19 protein-coding genes are annotated in these 18,818 nt (G+C 56.0%); 7 read left to right on the plus strand and 12 right to left on the minus strand.

The features are described 5' to 3' along the window. Positions 1–41: 41 nt before the first annotated feature. Complete coding sequence (locus ACZCWR_RS07225) at positions 42–521, minus strand: hypothetical protein (RefSeq protein WP_487303018.1); 480 nt, start codon at positions 519–521, stop codon at positions 42–44. After that, positions 514–1,254: a hypothetical protein gene (locus tag ACZCWR_RS07230; protein ID WP_487303019.1), complete on the minus strand. Its 741-nt coding sequence runs from the start codon at positions 1,252–1,254 to the stop codon at positions 514–516. The genes ACZCWR_RS07225 and ACZCWR_RS07230 overlap by 8 nt, the downstream gene beginning before the upstream one ends. 189 nt (positions 1,255–1,443) lie before the next feature. Here ACZCWR_RS07230 and ACZCWR_RS07235 point away from each other — a divergent pair, with 189 nt between their 5' ends. Then, positions 1,444–2,154 carry a TetR/AcrR family transcriptional regulator gene (locus ACZCWR_RS07235; protein WP_487303020.1) on the plus strand — a complete coding sequence of 237 codons (711 nt, stop codon included), beginning with the start codon at positions 1,444–1,446 and terminating at the stop codon, positions 2,152–2,154. A gap of 39 nt (positions 2,155–2,193) precedes the next feature. On the opposite strand, the gene ACZCWR_RS07240 is transcribed toward ACZCWR_RS07235, so the two are convergent. Continuing rightward, positions 2,194–3,051 carry a shikimate dehydrogenase gene (locus tag ACZCWR_RS07240; RefSeq protein ID WP_487303021.1) on the minus strand — a complete coding sequence of 286 codons (858 nt, stop codon included), beginning with the start codon at positions 3,049–3,051 and terminating at the stop codon, positions 2,194–2,196. A gap of 250 nt (positions 3,052–3,301) precedes the next feature. Here ACZCWR_RS07240 and ACZCWR_RS07245 point away from each other — a divergent pair, with 250 nt between their 5' ends. Next, entirely contained in the window at positions 3,302–5,197 is a 1,896-nt protein-coding gene (locus ACZCWR_RS07245; RefSeq protein ID WP_487303275.1) for a bifunctional sugar phosphate isomerase/epimerase/4-hydroxyphenylpyruvate dioxygenase family protein, read from the plus strand. A 530-nt stretch (positions 5,198–5,727) separates the two neighbouring features. On the opposite strand, the gene ACZCWR_RS07250 is transcribed toward ACZCWR_RS07245, so the two are convergent. From ACZCWR_RS07250 to ACZCWR_RS07265, 4 genes are all read right to left on the minus strand, one after another. Beyond that, positions 5,728–6,000 (minus strand): hypothetical protein, encoded by a 273-nt coding sequence (locus tag ACZCWR_RS07250; RefSeq protein WP_487303022.1) that lies wholly within the window; start codon positions 5,998–6,000, stop codon positions 5,728–5,730. 18 nt (positions 6,001–6,018) lie between these two features. Continuing rightward, a complete protein-coding gene (locus ACZCWR_RS07255) occupies positions 6,019–6,420 on the minus strand; it encodes a hypothetical protein (RefSeq protein ID WP_487303023.1) in 402 nt (133 codons plus the stop codon). A gap of 212 nt (positions 6,421–6,632) precedes the next feature. Continuing rightward, on the minus strand, positions 6,633–7,022 hold the full coding sequence (locus ACZCWR_RS07260; protein ID WP_487303024.1) for a hypothetical protein: 390 nt from the start codon (positions 7,020–7,022) through the stop codon (positions 6,633–6,635). A gap of 67 nt (positions 7,023–7,089) precedes the next feature. Further along, positions 7,090–7,395 (minus strand): hypothetical protein, encoded by a 306-nt coding sequence (locus ACZCWR_RS07265; RefSeq protein ID WP_459908762.1) that lies wholly within the window; start codon positions 7,393–7,395, stop codon positions 7,090–7,092. A 359-nt stretch (positions 7,396–7,754) separates the two neighbouring features. Here ACZCWR_RS07265 and ACZCWR_RS07270 point away from each other — a divergent pair, with 359 nt between their 5' ends. Together ACZCWR_RS07270 and ACZCWR_RS07275 are read left to right on the plus strand one after the other, a co-directional pair. Further along, the gene (locus tag ACZCWR_RS07270) at positions 7,755–9,386 is read left to right on the plus strand and encodes a hybrid sensor histidine kinase/response regulator (protein WP_487303025.1); all 1,632 of its coding nucleotides are present in this window, start codon (positions 7,755–7,757) and stop codon (positions 9,384–9,386) included. Between the two features lie 4 nt (positions 9,387–9,390). Continuing rightward, positions 9,391–11,052 carry a histidine kinase famiy protein gene (locus ACZCWR_RS07275; protein WP_487303026.1) on the plus strand — a complete coding sequence of 554 codons (1,662 nt, stop codon included), beginning with the start codon at positions 9,391–9,393 and terminating at the stop codon, positions 11,050–11,052. 163 nt (positions 11,053–11,215) lie between these two features. On the opposite strand, the gene ACZCWR_RS07280 is transcribed toward ACZCWR_RS07275, so the two are convergent. Further along, positions 11,216–12,697, minus strand: a complete 1,482-nt coding sequence (locus tag ACZCWR_RS07280) for an FAD-dependent monooxygenase (protein WP_487303027.1) — start codon at positions 12,695–12,697, stop codon at positions 11,216–11,218. 54 nt (positions 12,698–12,751) lie between these two features. Next, positions 12,752–13,291, minus strand: a complete 540-nt coding sequence (locus ACZCWR_RS07285) for a TetR/AcrR family transcriptional regulator (protein ID WP_487303028.1) — start codon at positions 13,289–13,291, stop codon at positions 12,752–12,754. A 218-nt stretch (positions 13,292–13,509) separates the two neighbouring features. On the opposite strand from ACZCWR_RS07285, the gene ACZCWR_RS07290 reads away from it, so the two are divergent. Next, positions 13,510–13,809 (plus strand): hypothetical protein, encoded by a 300-nt coding sequence (locus ACZCWR_RS07290; protein ID WP_487303029.1) that lies wholly within the window; start codon positions 13,510–13,512, stop codon positions 13,807–13,809. Positions 13,810–13,979: 170 nt separating this feature from the next. Here the strand turns inward: ACZCWR_RS07290 and ACZCWR_RS07295 are convergent, their stop codons facing one another. The 3 genes from ACZCWR_RS07295 to ACZCWR_RS07305 all read right to left on the minus strand — a co-directional run bounded on the left by ACZCWR_RS07295 (position 13,980) and on the right by ACZCWR_RS07305 (position 14,799). Further along, complete coding sequence (locus ACZCWR_RS07295; RefSeq protein WP_487303030.1) at positions 13,980–14,198, minus strand: hypothetical protein; 219 nt, start codon at positions 14,196–14,198, stop codon at positions 13,980–13,982. Positions 14,199–14,245: 47 nt separating this feature from the next. Continuing rightward, on the minus strand, positions 14,246–14,476 hold the full coding sequence (locus ACZCWR_RS07300) for a hypothetical protein (protein ID WP_487303031.1): 231 nt from the start codon (positions 14,474–14,476) through the stop codon (positions 14,246–14,248). A gap of 119 nt (positions 14,477–14,595) precedes the next feature. Further along, complete coding sequence (locus ACZCWR_RS07305) at positions 14,596–14,799, minus strand: CsbD family protein (protein ID WP_487303032.1); 204 nt, start codon at positions 14,797–14,799, stop codon at positions 14,596–14,598. Positions 14,800–15,106: 307 nt separating this feature from the next. Here ACZCWR_RS07305 and ACZCWR_RS07310 point away from each other — a divergent pair, with 307 nt between their 5' ends. Together ACZCWR_RS07310 and ACZCWR_RS07315 are read left to right on the plus strand one after the other, a co-directional pair. Then, positions 15,107–15,898 (plus strand): EAL domain-containing protein, encoded by a 792-nt coding sequence (locus ACZCWR_RS07310; RefSeq protein WP_487303033.1) that lies wholly within the window; start codon positions 15,107–15,109, stop codon positions 15,896–15,898. Between the two features lie 718 nt (positions 15,899–16,616). Beyond that, a complete protein-coding gene (locus ACZCWR_RS07315; protein ID WP_487303034.1) occupies positions 16,617–18,818 on the plus strand; it encodes a TonB-dependent receptor in 2,202 nt (733 codons plus the stop codon).

Here is an 18,818-nt window from a genome sequence, read left to right on the forward strand (position 1 = left end):
TTTATGCGTGGCGTGGGTGCTGGGAATTATAGGGTGAAGGTCTATGACAAGCACCACGGGTCCACTTTTCCTCCTGTGATGATGAAGTGCTTCGCATCGCTGTGCGGACTGAAGAAGCGCCAGTCTTCGTCGTCCGGCTCGTTTCCCGGGATGACGTCGAGGAAGAAGTCATTCGACATCGAGAGTTGAAATCCTCCGGATTCGGTGGCCGTGAGGCTTTTTACGATCATCGGGCCATCTGTGACCAAAAGCGTTTCGAGCCACTCCGCTCCGCGATGCGCGTCGTCATCGGCAAGCAAGGCTTGCGTTGCCACGATCGTATTTCCGCGCAGAAGTTGCCAGTTGCATTGAACGTGCAAGGCCCATGCGCCGCCTTCAAGGACAGTGCCTCGGCCCGTTGTGAACGGTGTTTGTGGGCCGAATTGGATGGTCAGCATGTCGACCGCATGGTTGACTGCGCTTACATCGAGTCCAATCAATGCGGAAAGGCGTTGTGTGATTGCGCGCTTGGTATCAGTCACCGCTACCTCCAAAAATGTCTTGAGCTCGCTCCATGATCTCGTGATACCCGAGCCTTTGTTTGCTGATCTCCAAGTGGAGTTCCTGCGCTTGATTTTTGTTTAGGCCCAATGCCTTGACCACGGCCTTGAACTGTTTGTTTTGTGCTTGATTGTTGCCCGGCGTGCCTTCACCACCGGCCATAAAGTCAACGGCCTGTCGGGGACTGTCCGGAACATACTCGATCGGCTGCGCGTTACCAAGCGGTGTCGATTCAGGCAAGCGCGTGTGAAGGTTTTGCGGTGAGCGCTGCTTCTGCCGGTCTTCCTGAATGATCTTCACGCAAGCGCGCAAATCCTCGTGCGTTGGCACGAAGATTAGCCGCCCGCTTTTCACTTCTTCGTGTACGGCTTGAGCAGTCGGACTTAAATCCATCCACACCCATTCCGGAAACGATTCGTCCGAGCGTCGAAGTACCGAGCGCCAGTCTTCGTGTGAGCACGTCATCAGCGTTGTGTCGAAATTCCGAAAGAATGCCTGTCTTGCGGCCTGCATGGCGGAGGAAATGTCGGCCATCTCGTCGTGCGTTATTTCTGCGCTGCTGCGATTTGTCGCAAACGCGTAGTAGCTGGCCGGAAAAAACATGCATGGATGCTCCACGCTGAGATAAATCGGGCGAAGCGTGCTTAGCCAGAAGAGATGCGCGTATTCCCTGCGTTCGCCATAAGCGCCGTAGTCCGGACCAAGATAAAACATGCAGCGTGTCCCCTTCTCCGTCGTTTATAGAGAACACAGAGTAATCAAGGGGACTTGGCCGTCGCTAGTGCTTTAATCTGAACTTTGCGATCATCGGCAATCGATTAGCAAACGATTGTTCGGCAACACGAAGCGACCCGATACCCCCATGCTAGAATCGATTTCCAATGCCGTTCTCAGACGCACACAATGAAAAAAGCACCCAAGGCCGCCGGTGAGGTGAGCAAGGCTGCCGGCGCTGCGCCCGCTTCAAACGCCTCGGCTCCGGTCGAAGGGCGGCGCAAATACGATCCAGAGGAGACCCGCCGCAATATCCTGGATATCGCCACCCAGGAGTTTTCGGCCATGGGCCTGACGGGTGCGCGCGTCGATGCCATCGCGGAGCGCACCAACACCACCAAGCGCATGCTGTACTACTACTTCGGCAGCAAGGAAGGCTTGTATGAAGCCGTGCTGGAGCAAGTTTATGGCGATATCCGCGCGCTCGAACAAGAGCTTCAACTCACGGAAATGCCGCCTGTGGAGGCGTTGCGCGAGTTCGTCGGTTTCACGTTCGACTATCACGACAAGCATCGGGATTTCGTGCGGCTCGTGACCATCGAGAACATTCACGGCGCGAAGTACATCGAACAATCGAAGACCTTCAAGACGCGCAATTCGACGGTGGTGAAGACCATCGAGGATCTGATCGCGCGCGGGGTCGAGGCAGGCGCGTTTCGCGCGGATGTCGATCCGATCGACCTGCATCTGATGATCAGCTCGATGTGCTTTCATCGCATCGCGAACCGGCATACGTGGGGCGCGGCGTTCGGGCGCGATCCGTCCGGCACGCGCTCGCGGGCGCGTCATCGGGAGATGATCATCGACTCCGTGTTGCGCTTCATGCGCCGCGAGGGATGATGCATCGGCGGCCGCTTTGCGAGGCCGCCGTTTTTCCAATCACGCTTCGAGCAAACGCTGGAAATGCGCGAACATGCGCTCGGCGTCCGGCTCATGTCCCGTGAAGATACGCAGCGCATCCACCGCCTGACACACCGCCATGCCGCCGCCGCTTACCGTGCGGCATCCAATCGCCTTCGCGGCCTTCAGCAACTCCGTTTCGAGCGGAAAGTACACGATTTCCGCGACCCACAATTCGCGATGCAGATAGTCCGCCGGTAAAGGCAGGCCAGGCAGCTTCGCCATGCCTGTCGGCGTCGCGTGGATCAACCCGCTTGCCGATGCCAGCGTCTCGCGCAGATCGCCGCCGCTCGTGACCGTGCGATCCGGGAAACGCGCGGCCAGTTCCGCCGCGAGCGATGCCGCGCGCGCCGCGTCCGAGTCGAACAACGTGAGCGCGCGTGCGCCCATCGTGAGCGCGGCGTGTGCGACGGCAGCGCCCGCGCCACCCGCGCCGAGTTGCACGACGCGCTGCATCGGCACATTGGGCAAGGCGCGTTCGAATGCGCGCTTGAAACCCGACCAGTCCGTGTTGTAGCCGATGCGCCGTCCATCCTTGAACAAGACCGTGTTGACGGCGCCTAACGCGCGTGCGTCGGGGTCGAGTTCATCGAGCAACGGGATCACGCTTTGCTTGCACGGATACGTGATGTTCAGCCCGTCATAACCCATGCGTTCAGCCGCAACGAGCAATTCGGGCAGCGCGGACGGCGCCAAATCCAAAGCCTGCAAATCGATCCGCCGATACACATAATTCAGCCCGAGGATGCGTCCTTCCTCCTCATGCATGGCAGGCGTGAGCGATCCGGCGATGCCCGAACCGATCAGGCCGATGAGATACGACGTTTTGCTGGTCATGCACGAGTCTCCGGCTGAAAGCGGCGCGATCCATGACTTTCGATGCTGCGCCGCGATAACGAAAAGTGAACGCAGTGTGACCGCGCACAACTTTGCTGTCCTTCGGTGTTTATCCGTATTTTGTACCAACTGGTTAGTTTGTTATTATGCCGCACAATGACATGGATCGCGTGCAGCGCGTAGACTGAACAGCTACCGGCGATCCATCGCGTCGAACCGAATGCAAGGGAGGGCAGCGATGCTGCGTTCAATTCCGACATCCATCGCGACCGTGTCCATCAGCGGCACATTGCCCGAGAAGCTGCGGGCCATCCAGGCTGCGGGCTTCAATGGCGTGGAAATCTTCGAGAACGACCTGCTGTATTTCGACGGCTCGCCCGCCGATGTGCGGCGCATGTGCGAAGACCTGGGTCTGGCCATCTATCTGTTCCAGCCGTTCCGCGATTTCGAGGGCGTAAGCGCCGAGCGTCTCGCGAAGAACGCCGAGCGCGCGCGGCGCAAGTTCGAACTCATGCATGAGTTGGGCACGGACCGCATGCTCGCGTGCAGCAACGTGTCGCCCGACACGATTCACGACGATGCGCTGATCGTCGATCAACTCGGCCTGCTGGCGAAGCTCGCGCAAGAGGCGGGCGTGATCGTCGGTTACGAGGCGCTCGCGTGGGGGCGTCACGTCAACTCGTACAAGCACGCGTGGAAACTTGTCGATGCGGTGAATCACCCGAATCTGGGTATCGTGCTCGACAGCTTTCATACGCTGTCGATTCGCGACAGCGTGGACGAGATCGCCGCGATTCCGGGCGAACGCATCACGTTCGTGCAGATCGCCGATGCGCCCGTGCTCGCCATGGATGTGCTCGAATGGAGCCGTCACTATCGCTGCTTTCCGGGCCAGGGCGCGTTCGATGTCGCGGGCTTTACCGCCCGCGTGCTCGAAACGGGCTACAACGGGCCGCTGTCTTTAGAGATTTTCAACGATGGCTTTCGCGCCGCGCCCACCGCGATCACCGCAGCGGACGGTCAACGCTCGCTGCTGTATCTGCAAGAGCAAACACGCGCGCTGATGGGCGAGCGCGCGCCCGCCGATTGCTTCGATCCGCCCGCGCCGCCGCAGCACATCGGCTTTCAGTTCCTCGAATTCGCCGTCGATGCGAGCGCGCGCGAACAGGTCGGGCAATGGCTCGGGCGGCTGGGCTTCCGGCTGGCGGGGCGGCATCGCTCGAAGGATGTGCTGTTGTACCGACATGGCGCGGGATCGATCGTGCTGAACGCCGAGGCAGATTCCTTCGCCAGCACGTTCTTCACGAAGCATGGCTTGTCGCTGTGCGCATCGGCCTTTCATGTCGATGACGCGAAGCAGGCCTTCGAGCGCGCCGCCGCTTACGGCTCCGCGCCGTTCTCCGGGCAGATCGGTCCGAACGAGCGTGTGGTACCGGGCGTGCAGTCGCCGGATGGCAGCCTCGATTACTTCATCGACGAAGCGCCGGACGCGCCCACCTTGTGGGAATCCGACTTCAATCTGATCGATGTGAACGGTCCGGTGGAAGTGGGTCCGCTCGAGCGGATCGATCACGTCTGCCTGTCCTTGCCTGCCGATGCGCTCGATACGTGGGTGCTGTTTTTCCGTAGCGCGTTCGGCTTCGAAACGGAAGCCGCCGTGCTGGTGCCGGACCCGTACGGCCTCGTGCGCAGCCGTGCCGTGCGCAGCCGCGATGGCTCGGTGCGGATCGCGCTGAACGCGTCGATGGATCGCTATACGGCGGTGGCGGAATCGCTTTCGACGTATCGCGGCTCCGGGCTGAATCACGTGGCCTTCAGCACCGCCGATATCTTCGATGCCATTCCCCGCCTCGAAACGGATGGCGTCAAGTTCCTGCGCATCCCGCGCAATTACTATGACGATCTGGTCGCGCGCTTCGGCTTGCCGGACGAGCAGATCGACATCATGCACGAGCACAACATTCTTTATGATCGCGACGAGCGCGGCGGCGAGTTCTTCCATGCTTATACGGAACAACTCGATCATCGATTCTTTCTCGAAGTGATCGAACGGCGTGGCGGCTATGACGGTTATGGCGCGGCGAATGCGGCCGTGCGGCTCGCGGCGCATGCGCAGCAACAGCGTTCGCGCAAGGCGGCAGCTTAGTCGACAAAGAGTACGGGAAAACCCTTTTCGCGCGGTATCAAGCGCCGCGCGCCGCGTTTGCTATACTCTGCGCTCTCGTCGGCGGGGCCTCGCGCCGCTTACCGGCGAGCCCGGTCCGCTCCCCGTAGTTCACGGGGTGGAATGATCGGTAATACCCCCTGCGGTCAAGCTTCTGCGGATCCGCCGTAGCAAATCTGTAGCACTGTGATTGCCTTTTCGTTCCGCACTCAGGGGCAGAATTAGGGTATCCCAATACCCCGAGCAGCGCCGACAAGGAACGTCACAACGTATTTGATTTTGCGTGTCGTCCACGTGCCCGCTTTCAACATCCAGCGCGCCCTCGATTAGGCGGCAAAATCCAATCGGCGAACCAGCTGAGTTCCCGTTGAGCGAACCACATACACTTAATCAAGCCGACTTAGCCACAGATCGATAGACACATCGATCCTTTAACAGCTCAGTCAGCAGGCAGAGAGGTCGCTGGAATCAGCATGAAATTCATCGGGACGGTCAATGCAGTGACGGCTTTGTCATGATGCCCGGAATGATTGGGGCGGCGCGCTCGGCCTGCGCATGAGGCCGTCTCGGCATTCGGCCTTCAGGGCAGCGACGGCCGACTCGATTAGAGGGTGGCCACGAAGTGGTGCTACAGCGGCATCGATCTCGGCTTCGACTTTATGAATAGCAGCCTCTAGGCTGTCTGGGTCCTCGCAATCGAAGTCGACGGTAATGACGAGAGCTTCAAGGGCCTCGAGAGCAGCAACAACCTCTTCACGGAGGTCGGAAATGGATTTATCGGGCACGGAGCGGTTTTCCGGAAATCACGTCGTTGGTCTCTCAGATCTGATGCTTGGATCCCAGCTTGCGAGCAGTGTCTGTGCCCGTTTGAGAAGCGTTTCGAAATCGCTCAAGGTGCGCAAATCGAAGTCCAGAGATCCAAGGGTCAGCCTAAGGATGCGGCCGGCCTGACTGTTTCTCCAGGCCAGCGCAGCACGCGCAAGCACAGGGCCGATTTCCTGACTAAGGGGCACCACAAACTCGCCGGTGTAGCCGCTATCGGCTGAAAAGCCCGGCACGCTGAACGCGATGGCGCTGATCCTAGTGTGATCAGCGCGTGCTAAGTGATAGAACTGTCTGAGCTCACGCTGGTAATTCGGGCTGAACGCAGCCTCGTCGTAGGTTGAACGTATCAGCGTTAGACGTAGCGTGGCTACACGCTCCATCTTTATCTCCTATTCGTGTATCGCTTAGATAGCGGTGATTGAGCTTACACCGACTCGTTAGCTCGGAGCATTTCCTGCGGTCGGCGCATAGACGTGCAACACGTGCGGATTGCGAATCGCGACGCAAAAACTCCATAGATCGGGCGAACGCTGGCCCGCCTACATTTACCGCGAGCGTCGATAACTGCTACCGCAACAATACGAGCACCACCTTAACCAAGTTCACCTCCGGTCTCGATGTTTTTTTGGAGCGTTGCCAGTTGGTCAATGAGGTGCTTTGCGTCCTCGGCTGAATTCGTTCTGATCTTGACGCCGAAACCACTTACTTCTGTTCGGCGGCCGGGGCGACCGTGGACCCATGCGATCACCGCCGCTGCAAGCATGTTTAGGGCGTCGTGCGTCAGGGGCGCGGCGAATTCTAGGACCGTTTGAAGTTCCGCACTGTCCATGGTCAGTTGCGGGCGGATGGCCGTCGCGCCTAACGACTCGGAAACGCGCAGAAATTGTTTGAGCTCTTTGCTGTATCTGCTGCCTGGTCCGGCGAACGGATCGTCATCACTCGAAGAGTGGATAGCAACTTGAATGTAGTAAGGATAAGTCAAGCTGCCCTCTTGTAGATGATTGTGGACTTATGATTAGGGAAAGGTCTCATCACAAGTGTCCGACGCTTCAAAGGTACTCTGGAGCAGGGAAGTCCTGGCAACCCTCACGCATCAGTCGGGCCGCGCGCGCCGGGCGTCGTGTCCGCTCAGCACGAACCGCACGAGGCTGAAAAGGAAAACTGAAGCGTCCTAGCTTGCGTTGCCGTGTGATGAGCCGTTCATCGGATATCAGTTCGCCGAGGTAAAAGCCATCGGCGCCATAGATCTCATTCTTAACGAAGTAACCAACATGACGGCCATCGTGCGTGCGCAACTGATCATGCGCGAAGCGATAGCCAAACGAGATTCCGTCCCACGTCCATAGCCAGCTCACCGACCACCCTCATTTAGATGTAATGCAGCAATTATCATCCATGCCTCCCCCATATGACATTTAGCGAGCTACCGTCTGCAGTGCGTTTGATCCGATCAAAGCTTCTCCCATCCTTTCCGCGCATTGGTTTGCGGAGGAAGGTTTGCGGCGGAGTTGGGGAGATCAGGAGTTCCGCTTGGAAATTCGCGGATCGATGCGCCTAGTGGACCAATCGTCCCTCTAGACGTTCTCCTATGACAAAAATTTGACAGTGATCTGTAATCTAGAAGAACCTCGTTTTACAAGCGAGGACGTTACAAAGGGAACGGCAGTTGCTCCGTCGGACACACCTACGGCCTCTTTCTTAAGCTCTTCGTACCATGTCGACCGCATCCGCCATTTCTGATCCAAGTCGGCTATCGCAACTACGATCGCTGGGTATTCTCGGCGAGCCGGCCGAAGAACACTTCGATTCCCTTGTGCAGTTGGCTGCTGCGGCATTAAAAATGCCTAGTGCCTTCATCAACTTCGTCGACGACGCAACCACTTGGTGTAAGGCTGCTTGGGGAGCTGTGCGCGAGAATAGGCCGAACGAGGATTGCCTTTGCTCGATGGCGCTTACCGCCGGAGAACTTTTGATCGTCCCAGATGCGTTAAGCGATCCAGCCTATTCGGCGCATCCAATCGTGAACGACGCACGGGGCGTGCGCTTTTACGCAGGTGTTGTTCTCCGCATACCAGGTGGGCATCCGCTTGGCACCTTTTGCGTAACAGACACACAGCCTCGCCAATTTCAAAGCGGAGAGATTCGGACGCTTCGTCAGTTTGCTCAGCAAGTTGTTAAACATCTAGAAGGTGTTCGGGCTCAGCGGGAAATCCGTACACTCGAAGAGCGTTTGGAACTTGCGCGAATTAATCGCGATCAGTTTCTTGCCATGCTTTCTCATGAGCTTCGAGCGCCCCTGGCACCGATCACGACAGCCGTACAAGTGCTGCAACAGGACCATATCAACGTCGAGCAGCGAAAGTGGGCGAAGTCAATTATCGGTCGGAACGTGCGGTATATGAGTGAGATTGTTGACCACATGCTTTCCGCCTCGCTTGTGTCATTCGGCGCGGTGGAACTTGAGCTCGAACCTGTGTCTGCGAAGGCATTGGTCGACCGGGCCGTCGAATTGAGTCACGGATTTATCATCGATGCTCAGCATCTGTTCACTTGCACAGTCATCGATGACCCATGGGTGCATGCCGATCAAACGCAATGTCCGCTGCTCATATCGAATCTTTTAACAAACGCAGCGAAATATACGCCAGAGGGCGGCAGGATCGAACTGACTGTACGCGCTGGGACCGAAGGTGTAGAGATTCATGTCTGTGACACGGGCATTGGCATTGATCCTGACGAAATGGATGAAATTTTTGAAGTTTTCGGGCAGGGAAAGCAGCCGCTGGATCGCGCGAAAGGCGGACTTGGATTAGGACTTGCCTTGGCCCGCCGGATCGCCGAATGGCACGGAGGAACTTTGAAGGCTGAAAGTCATGGGCGAGGCCACGGCAGCGATTTCATACTTACGCTCAGGCACGCAGATAAACCGCTCGAACATACCGTTCCCGAAGCCGCCAACGCGTTTTCAGAACTTGATATCGTGATAGTTGACGACAACGTGGATACAGCAGAGGCGTTGGGACTTTATTATCAAATGTCTGGACATGTGGTTAGGATAGCTTACCGGGCTGAGGATGCTTTGGCGTTGATGCTTGCCCGGCAGCCTGATGTTTTGATTAGCGACATCGGTCTTCCTGACACCGATGGCTATCAGCTGATCGAGAAGATCGCCTCATTCCCTGCAATGTCGCGCACCGTGTTTATCGCCGTAACGGGTTATGGTAGCGACCTGGACAAAACAAGAGCGTTGCAAGCCGGCTTTGATGCGCATTTTGTAAAGCCGGTCGTGATTAGTGAGCTAGACCTGAAGATCCTTGAGTTGGTGAAGTGGAAACGCTTGCACTGATCAAATGGCAGAAAAATGCCTGATCGTTATGTCGTTTCCATTGCTAACAGCTAGAGAAAAAACTTTGAATAAGCCCATTAAAGATCCTAGCGTCACAAATACGAGCCAATCGATCGATGATCACCACAACGATATTTTCTTTGCAGCCGTATCGAAGACACGGATGCCGATGATCGTTACCGATCCACGAAAACCGGATAACCCGATCATCTTCGCTAATGAAGCTTTCGTTACAATGACCGGCTATGGCCTTGACGAAATCGTGGGTCACAACTGCAGGTTCTTGCAAGGCAAAGACACTGATCGCGAGACGATTCAATCGGTGCGCGAAGCGATCGCAGAGCGGCGCGACATATCAACGGAAATCCTAAACTACCGGAAGGATGGCTCGACGTTTTGGAACGCCCTGTTCATTTCCCCTGTTCTGAACGAATCTGGCGAAGTCGTTTATTTCTTCGCTTCGCAGCTCGACGTTAGTCGACGTCGGGACGCCGAAGATGCTCTTCACCAGTCGCAAAAAATGGAGGCGTTGGGTCAACTAACTGGAGGCATTGCGCACGATTTCAACAATCTGCTGCAGGTTATGGCGGGATATCTCGATGTCCTAGATATGGGTGTCGACAGAGGCGCCTCTCCTCTCACGTTGCATGCTGGGATAGAGAAAGTCCGGGGTGCAGTCTCCAAATCCGGAGTGCTTACGCAGCAGTTGTTGGCCTTCGCGCGTAAGCAACGCTTGACTGGCCGTGTCGTGAACCTGAATGCTCTTGTTAGAGGTTTGGTCGAACTGGCAAATCGCACGTTAGGTGGCCATGTATCGCTGCGCACGGAACTTGGCAGCGAACTGCGTAATTGTCGGGTCGATAGCACCCAACTCGAAGTCGCGTTGCTAAATGTGCTTCTGAATGCGCGCGATGCACTCGGCGGACAGTCGAATGCGAGCGTCGTCGTGCATACATCGAATGTAGAGCTCGAAAGCCGGCAGGTAATTGGATTTGCAGACCTGCCGGCGGGTCATTATGTTTCGATCGCTGTTTCTGATAACGGCCCTGGAATCCCTCCCGAAATCATTGATAGAGTGATGGATCCGTTCTTCACGACAAAGGAGGAGGGCAAAGGAACAGGCTTAGGTCTATCAATGGTATATGGGTTCGCAAAGCAGTCGGGCGGTGCGGTGAACATCTATTCGGAAGTCGGCGTCGGTACAACGCTTCGGTTCTACTTTCCTGCTGTCGCTGACGATGAGTTAGGACATTCCCCACCAATCAAATTGGTAGAACAAGGGGGGAGCGAGACAATTTTAATTGTCGATGATCGTCCCGAGGTGGCAGAAGTTGCCCAAGCAATGCTTGAACAGATCGGATACGCTACCTACGTTGCGTTTAACGGTAAAGAGGCGCTGCAGATACTCGACGAACACCCGGAGATTGATATGGTGTTCACGGATCTGATCATGCCTGGCAATATGAATGGGGTCGTGCTGGCTCGCGAGGCGCGCAAGCAAAAGCCAGCTATCAAGATTCTTCTCACCACGGGCTACGCAGATGCATCTCTAGAAAGCACTGACGCGCGAGGCGTGGAATTCGATGTGCTCCACAAACCTTACGGTAGAGCTGAACTTGCAAGGAAGGTGCGTATTGTGCTCAACGGGCACACTGGTATTGCCTAATCGAAACGCTGAATGGAAGCACCGCATGGTTGGATGACCACGAATTCAGGCCTATCAACCTGCTCCGTAGGCCTAGCGAAGGGAAGCGCCGGCTAGGGGGCTTCCCGGCGGCCACATCATTGAGATTCGTGAATGGACCGACACCATGCGAAGCTGAAGGCCTTCACGACGAAAACTTAGCCGGAACACTCAACCGCCCGAGATAGGCTGAAATATCTTCGGTTTCGCTTGCGGAGCACGCGAGGTATCCGTCGGGGCGCACAAGCGAAATCAGGTTGTCCTGCAAGGGTGGCCTTATATTCACTTCGAGTAGGTTGGGGTACCGCTTCACCATCTGCTCAACGTCGCTGCTAAGCGCCCCAAACACCGCGAACAAGGGCCTTTGGCCTGAGCCCGCTGGAGGATAGCCTTCAACCGGAGCCACTCGCTGACCAGGCACCAAGCCGCCATGATGCGGACCATTGAGCGGGCTATCGGGGTAATGGATATCGACTTCCGACATCGTTTCGGCAACGCCGCGAGTGAAATGAGTGAGTCCCAAGACAAAGTGCCCGGCGAGATTACGAAGTCGCTGTGCTACCGGGTTGCGAATGGTCGCAACAGTGGTCAACCGTTCAGCTGCTTTAAGTACTGAGTCGCCGACCGCGCTCCGTTCGGGAGTGTAGCTGTCAAGTAAGGACTCGTGTGCATCGCCGCGGATGACGAGAGCGAGTTTCCAGCCGAGGTTTATAGCGTCCTGCATGCCAGTATTCATTCCCTGTCCGCCAGCAGGGCTGTGAATGTGCGCAGCGTCTCCGGCAAGAAAGGTGTGATCTTGCTGATAGCTTGAGACCTTGCGACCGTTTATCCGGAAGCCAGACAACCAGATAGGATCTTTCAACTCAGTTCCTGCGGGTCCGCGCTTATCAACAAGCTTCTGCACTTGATCAAGTGTTGGCGTCGGCGGTATTGCATCTTGAGTCGCCGGCAGATCGCCGATAATTCTGTAACGCCCCGCCTGAATCGGAAAAATAAGTAAGACGCCTTCCTCGTGCCAGTATATGGAAGCATCCGTATCGGGGCGAGGATACCCGCTCATATGCACATCAGCGAGAAACCAGTCGCTTAGCAACGTCTCGCCAGCAAACGGTACGCTCAGAGCATGGCGCACAGTACTGTGCGCACCATCGCAACCGATCAACCAATTGGCACGCACAGCTTCTTTGCGGCCGTCAGGATGGACTAGGTCTACGTGCGCGCCGGACTCGTCGGGCGTGATCATCGTTGCTTCGACTTGCCGCTCGATCTCAACTCCTTGACTGATCAGCCGCTCCTCTAAGAGCCGCTCAGTCTCGGACTGGGGTAGCGCCAGCGCGTAGTTATGCAAGCTTGGAATCGAATCCATGTCGACTCGACCAACAACTCGATCGTTCGCCATGAAGGTGAAGCCCTCAATTTTAAACCCGGCGTCAACGAACGGTGCGGCGCCGCCAGCCCCCCGATCAAGCAGCTCTAGCGTCCTGCTCCAGATAACCATGGCTTTCGACTTGTCGGTTCGATGCGGCGCTTTATCGATGATACGGACCGGAATGCCATAGCGGGCAAGTTCGGATGCGAGTGTCATTCCGACAGGGCCAGCGCCGACAATCAGCACAGGAGTATTCATATGTCAGTCATCCTAAGTAATTGATCGAAGAAAACGCCCGCGAGGTGCAGACGATTACGATAGTGCGGTGAGCAGGTCGCGTATCATTCTTGCTACGCCTTCTTGACCATCAGCGCGTCCAGTCGCAAGTGTGACAACAGCTAAGCCAACCGATGCCGCATGCAGCATCCGCGCGGCGTGTGCGGCTGGCGGGCGGTCTGTCACGCGAGTGAGAAAAGCATCAATCTCCGTTGCGATACCGTCCGCAAGTTCGCAAAACATAATACGGATTTCAGGCGCCTGATCTCCTGCTTGGGCAAGTGCCATTAACACTCGCGTGTTGTCGTGCCGAGTAACCAATTCAGCGATCGCCCCTGCCGCTTGGTCAAGCGACTTAAGGCCGCCAAACATAGCCCTCACAGCGAATAGCTGGCGATCAACCGCACTTCGACCGATGGCCGAAAGTAGGTCGGCTCGCGTCGGATAGTAGTAGGTCAAATGACTAGCCCGAAGCCCTGCCCGGGCCGCTACACGCGGCTGCGTCAGACCAGCAAAACCGAGTTCGCGGATCACCGCCAAACCGGCATCGATGATTTCACCTCTGCGATCAACCATAAATCCATTTTAACTGGTAAACCTACCAAATCAAGTTTGGCACGTGTTTCCTACTATTTGGTGAAAAAGTCAGTGTCACGTCGCTGACGCGGGGCGCGCGAAGAGACAAGCGGGCGGCTGTAGGCGACTCCCGTGGGAGACGCTAGCGGTTCTGCCTTGTGAGGAGGTGGATGTCGGCCTTGTAATTGTTCTGTTAATTAGGCCCGTGATTTGCTTGTATGAAGAAATCAAAAATGGAGGTCGCCATGTACAGGATCGGCGGTTACATCGTTGAGTGCTTGTCTGAGGAGTATCAGGACGGCTGGAGGAGCGTCGTGCGCGTGTTCAGGAATTTGCCTTCGGTGACGCGTCGCGAGACAACTGCGCAATATGCCGTGCCGGCATTGTTTCCATCTCAGGCAATGGCAGAGCGCGCAGCGTACATCTGGGGTCGTCGTCTTATTGAAACAAACCGAGACATTGTCGAGTTCGCGTTGGAGAACGCAGAATTGGACGACGCCTTGGTAGTGCGCGACTGACCGATTGGATAATCTCACCCTTTTGGAAGGGCTTCGGTCTGGACAAGCAAATCTTCCAGCTCAGCGACCCGGTTGCAGAACTGCGAATCGTGCATGTGAGGGAGAAAAGACGGCGTAGTGTTGAATAGCGTCACGCGACGCTGTTTCCGTAAGGGCGCCACCTAACGAACTCAACCCACGCCGAGGCACTTTTTCGCGGTGTGATTCGCCTCAGCAACTGCGCGTATCGTCTCGACGACGAACACATGAGACTCGAGATCGACGCCCTGATGCTTGGCTGCCGCTAGCAAAGCATCGGCTCGCCGACCAATATCCGCCAAGCCGGCCTGGAGCGCTTGTATCGCGTCGAGCATCTGAACTTTTGTGAACGGAATCGTCTCGTCGAACATTTTCTCCCTCACGCTTTCGCTTGCTGGCGCGGCGATGACCCTGGACCTTAGAGGCGAGACGGCGGCTCGTCAAGCATTTTTGCCGCCTCCACCGTTGTACCTATAATTGTTCCGGCCACTTGGTCGAGAAACATGCGCAACTCCGGCGTGAGCCCGTTTTTTCCCAGCTCTTTCGCGAGCTTCTCGGTATGCCGTTCGATGTCCGCTAGTCCTACTTGATAGACGCGAAGTGCCCGAAACATTTGGGATTTCGTCCAGTTAATATCGTTATCTCTCATGCCGTCTCCGAGATACAGGCAAGGGAACAGTTTCTTTTCCTGGTTTACGATTGCTTTGAGCCACCAAACATCAACGCCCGCATAGCGCGGGCGTCAGTGTTGCACTTTGATTGCTTTGCTCAAGGTTTTGCTAGATCGTCGTTGCTCTTCGCGGTGTCCTTCAGGCTTTCCTCTGCATCGCCAACTTGCTTGCGCGCCTCGCCAGCGACTTGCTGCGCGTCGCCCTTCGCCTCCTGCACTGGGTCATTGGTCATCTTTCCGACTCCTTCATTGACCTTCCCTTTGACCTTCTCGGCCACTCCCTTCACTTGATCTTCGTTCATGGCTTCTAGCTCCTGAGATCCCTGCAGATGCAGGTTTGAGCACCGAGCAAGTTTGATACCTTCAATAACATTTTGCGGGCGGATCGACAGATCGGCGGATGAGACCGTTCAGTCGAACAATACAAAGCGCAGCATCGACTCAGCAGTAGCGAAAGATTTAACCAAACCCTGTCCGCGAACAATTCGCTCAGAAAGGCATGGGTTGGAAATAGCGGCTAATGCTTGCATCCAGGGTACAGTTTTATCAGTTGTGGCCGATATGATAAGAATTAAGGTATGCACGGTGTGCATATTTTGGGGACTTATCATGACCGAAAAAACCGCGAGCATTCAGATCGCGACCGAGGGAAAGCCACACAAGTGCACGGGTTGCCAAGTGCTCCCGCACGAAGTCATCGAAATGGCGTTTGCATTTCAACCGATCGTCGATACGAGCACCGGCGTTGCCTACGCGCATGAGGCTTTGGTACGTGGCCCGAATGGCGAGCCAGCCCAGTCGGTGCTTGGACAGATCGATGAGACCAATCGCTACCATTTTGATCAACGCTGCAGGACGATCGCTATCGAACAGGCGGCAGCGCTTGATATTAGTGGGTATCTCTCGATAAATTTCATGCCGAACGCTGTTTACCGGCCGGAGGCATGTATCCGAAGCACATTTGAAGCGGCTGAGAGATGCAATTTCGCAACTGATCGAATTATCTTCGAGACCATCGAAAGCGAAAATATCATCAGCCGCTCGCACTTGGTCGAGATTTTTCGCGCTTATCGTCGCTTCGGGTTCCAGACAGCCATCGATGATTTTGGTGCAGGATACGCCGGGCTCACGCTGCTTGCTGAGTTCCAACCCGACCTAATCAAACTCGACATGGAGTTAGTGCGCGGGGTCGACTCAGATCCGGTACGGCAGAGCATCGTTCGAGGCGTGCTCTCAATGTGCCGCGACCTCGGCATTCGCGTAATCGCTGAGGGCATCGAAACGCTTGGCGAGCGCGACTTTTTTGCAGCCAACGGCGTTACCCTCATGCAAGGCTATTTCTTTGCCAAGCCAGCTTTTCGGGCCACATCTGCGTCTGCAGATAACTGGCTGACGAGATGACCATTGCTGACCAAACAGCCTTGCAGCCCACGTCCTAAGTTTTGGCAGAAGATGCATGAAAGTTTTTGTGCCTCGAGTGGCGGGCCAGAACGCAATTTCAAAGCTTCCACGCTTGTATGTGCTTACCTATCGTCAAAGTAATCAATTATTGCGTTGTAGGCCGCATATCGTTTCGCTTCCTCGGTGTATGTGGCGATTAAAAACGGCTCTACGCTTACTTGATTACAAATAACTCCTTCTGACATTCGAGAAGTATGGAGAGCTGATTCACCGTAAGGGCACGCCGTACTTTCGAGAAAGAACGCGCGAGTGAGAGGCTTGATTGTCTCATCCCATCACTGGCAACAAAGGCGGCGTGCGCCTGGGTCACTTTCAGTGTCTCGTCGGCACGGAAGTGGAGGAGCGGTCTTTTGGCAACCAGCGCCAGACTAGACAAACACTGGAATCAGTCGAATTGCCGACGCTCGGAACGAGGTGAAGTCTTGCATGCGCGCAAGCTTTCGAAGAAAAGCAAGGGCTTCATCAATGATCCCTCAAGCTAGTATGTAGCTTGATCATGTAACGTGATCTCGTCGTATTAGCGGCAGTAAGGCGCCGCAAGATTTCACTGCTTCGTCGTCTGACAACGACAACTCAAAAATCGAACTAGAACTATATTAAATAGGAATGGTTCTCATTAGCATTGTCGAATTGCGTGAAATCTTACTCGATGGTAGCTATGATGGGAATCATTGGAATTGCTTCGTTATCCTTCTTATGTAGGCTCGGCTTTGTTGCTTTTACTGTCGCCTCGCTAGCAAGCAGCATCGTGGTCGCTCGGGCGGGCGAACTCCCTTCTGTAGCCGAGAACGTCGTAACGCTTCCCTCTGTAAAGGTCACGGCCGCCAAGACTGCAGAAGAATTACCCGCACCCTACACCGGAGGACAAGTTGCACGTGGCGCACGCCTCGGCGTGCTCGGCAATATCGGTCAGATGAGCGCGCCTTTCAGCTTTAGCAGCTACACGTCCGAATTGATTGAGAGCCAGCAGGCGCAAAATGTTGGCGACGTTTTAACGAATGACGTCTCTGTCCGACAAGGCAGCCCCGGCACGTATGGTCTCGAGTTTTACAACGTGCGCAGCTTCTTGTTGAATGGTCATGACATGTCGTTTGGCGGAATGTATGGCATCTCTCCGTACGGCAGAATTCCTGTGGAAATGGCCGAACGTGTCGAAGTCTTAAAAGGACCAGCCGCCATGCTCTTCGGGCAGTCGCCGAGCGGCGCCGTCGGCGGCAACATCAATATCGTGCCAAAGCGAGCCGAAGAAGAACCAGTGGCACGAGTTACTACGGCATATGCCTCCGATTCGCAGTTTGGTGCACATGTTGATGTGGGTCGCCGCTTCGGGGCGAACGGCGAGTGGGGCGTGCGTGTCAATGGTCAAGGTAGCGCCGGGCACACTGGCCTTGATGGTCAGTCACTCAACCGCTGGCTCGGCGCGGTTGCGCTGGACTATCTTGGCAAGCGCGCGCGATTCTCGTTAGACGCGTACGATACGCGCTACCACACTGCCGGGGGCATTGGGGCTTTCGCTTCGTTCAGCACTCCTGTGATACCGAAAGCGCCGCGTACACGCACGAACCTTTTCCCGGGCACCTTCTACGATTCCAAAGACGTGGGCGCGGTCGCTCGTGGCGAATTTGATTTAACTGACTGGCTGAGCGTATATGCCGGTTACGGCGAGCGTCGACACGATGAGACCGGCTACCCGTCGTCGGCCGCACGCAACGTGGGGCCGACAGGCAATTTCAGCGGCACTCTGAATCCCGGCAAGAGTTACAACAATACGAAGTCCGGTGAGGCAGGAGTACGCGGGCGGTTTAATACTGGTCCTATCAAGCACGACTGGTCATTTGGCTACAGCACGTTACGTATCGCCGCGGGTGCATCGACTAGGCATCCGACTCCGTTTTACACCTCGAACATCTACGCGCCCACTCAGATGCAGTTGACAACGACGGGCTACCCGGTGTTGCTCACATCCGATACGAACCTTACAGGTTTCTCTTTAGCCGACACAATGTCGGCCTTGAACGACCGCGTAAAACTGATCGTCGGGGCACGCCGTCAAGAAGTAAAGGTCACAGGCTATTCGCCAGTGTCGGCAAACAGCACGGAAGTACGGCGATCCAGCTCCTACGACGTCAGTACGACGACGCCAATGTTTGGGGTCGTCGTCAAGCCGCTGCGCAGTCTGTCGGTCTATGCCAACTACATCGAAGGGCTGACCAGCGGCTCGACAGTAAGCGATCCCGCAGCGACGAATTACGGGGCGGTGATTCCGCCACTCAAGACCAAACAGATTGAAGTCGGGACGAAGTGGGACCTCGGCCGCTGGAGCCATACGCTCGCGCTCTATCAAATTACTAACCCTAGCATCATCAACGTCTATGCGGGAAACAGCTATTCCGTCGACGGCGACGGCCAGCAGCGCAACCGCGGGCTTGAATACAATGTGTTTGGAGAAGTAGTGCGCAGTGTGCGGCTACTGGGCGGCGTGGCCTACACTGACGGTATCCTTACCCGTACGTCCAAGGGCGTGAACCAAGGCAATACTGCGTTTGCGTCACCGCATTGGAAGTTGAACGCGGGCGCTGAATGGGATGTTGGCTTCTTACCGGGTTTCACTCTTAGTGCGCTTGCTATTTACACGAGCAGTACCTACCTAGATAGCGCCAACACTCAGATGTTGCCATCGTGGACGCGATTTGATCTTGGTGCGCGATATGCCACTCGCGTGGGCTCGACGCCCGTCACGCTGCGCTTCAGAGTTCAAAACATAGCAAACCGCGCCTATTGGGATGCGAGTTGGCGCGACGGCCTCGCTGTCTTGAGCGCGCCGCGAACGTTCCTTGCGTCAGCTACCGTGGACTTTTAA

Source organism: Caballeronia sp. A2-2 (assembly GCF_057612605.2).

What these genes read in the sequence shown, in the direction of transcription:
- ACZCWR_RS07230 (WP_487303019.1), bottom strand. Translation starts at nt 1,254, where the DNA reads ATGTTTTATCTTGGTCCGGACTACGGCGCTTATGGCGAACGCAGGGAA.
- ACZCWR_RS07235 (WP_487303020.1), top strand. Translation starts at nt 1,444, where the DNA reads ATGAAAAAAGCACCCAAGGCCGCCGGTGAGGTGAGCAAGGCTGCCGGC.
- ACZCWR_RS07240 (WP_487303021.1), bottom strand. Translation starts at nt 3,051, where the DNA reads ATGACCAGCAAAACGTCGTATCTCATCGGCCTGATCGGTTCGGGCATC.
- ACZCWR_RS07255 (WP_487303023.1), bottom strand. Translation starts at nt 6,420, where the DNA reads ATGGAGCGTGTAGCCACGCTACGTCTAACGCTGATACGTTCAACCTAC.
- ACZCWR_RS07270 (WP_487303025.1), top strand. Translation starts at nt 7,755, where the DNA reads ATGTCGACCGCATCCGCCATTTCTGATCCAAGTCGGCTATCGCAACTA.
- ACZCWR_RS07275 (WP_487303026.1), top strand. Translation starts at nt 9,391, where the DNA reads ATGGCAGAAAAATGCCTGATCGTTATGTCGTTTCCATTGCTAACAGCT.
- ACZCWR_RS07280 (WP_487303027.1), bottom strand. Translation starts at nt 12,697, where the DNA reads ATGAATACTCCTGTGCTGATTGTCGGCGCTGGCCCTGTCGGAATGACA.
- ACZCWR_RS07285 (WP_487303028.1), bottom strand. Translation starts at nt 13,291, where the DNA reads ATGGTTGATCGCAGAGGTGAAATCATCGATGCCGGTTTGGCGGTGATC.
- ACZCWR_RS07290 (WP_487303029.1), top strand. Translation starts at nt 13,510, where the DNA reads ATGAAGAAATCAAAAATGGAGGTCGCCATGTACAGGATCGGCGGTTAC.
- ACZCWR_RS07295 (WP_487303030.1), bottom strand. Translation starts at nt 14,198, where the DNA reads ATGTTCGACGAGACGATTCCGTTCACAAAAGTTCAGATGCTCGACGCG.
- ACZCWR_RS07300 (WP_487303031.1), bottom strand. Translation starts at nt 14,476, where the DNA reads ATGAGAGATAACGATATTAACTGGACGAAATCCCAAATGTTTCGGGCA.
- ACZCWR_RS07305 (WP_487303032.1), bottom strand. Translation starts at nt 14,799, where the DNA reads ATGAACGAAGATCAAGTGAAGGGAGTGGCCGAGAAGGTCAAAGGGAAG.
- ACZCWR_RS07310 (WP_487303033.1), top strand. Translation starts at nt 15,107, where the DNA reads ATGACCGAAAAAACCGCGAGCATTCAGATCGCGACCGAGGGAAAGCCA.
- ACZCWR_RS07315 (WP_487303034.1), top strand. Translation starts at nt 16,617, where the DNA reads ATGATGGGAATCATTGGAATTGCTTCGTTATCCTTCTTATGTAGGCTC.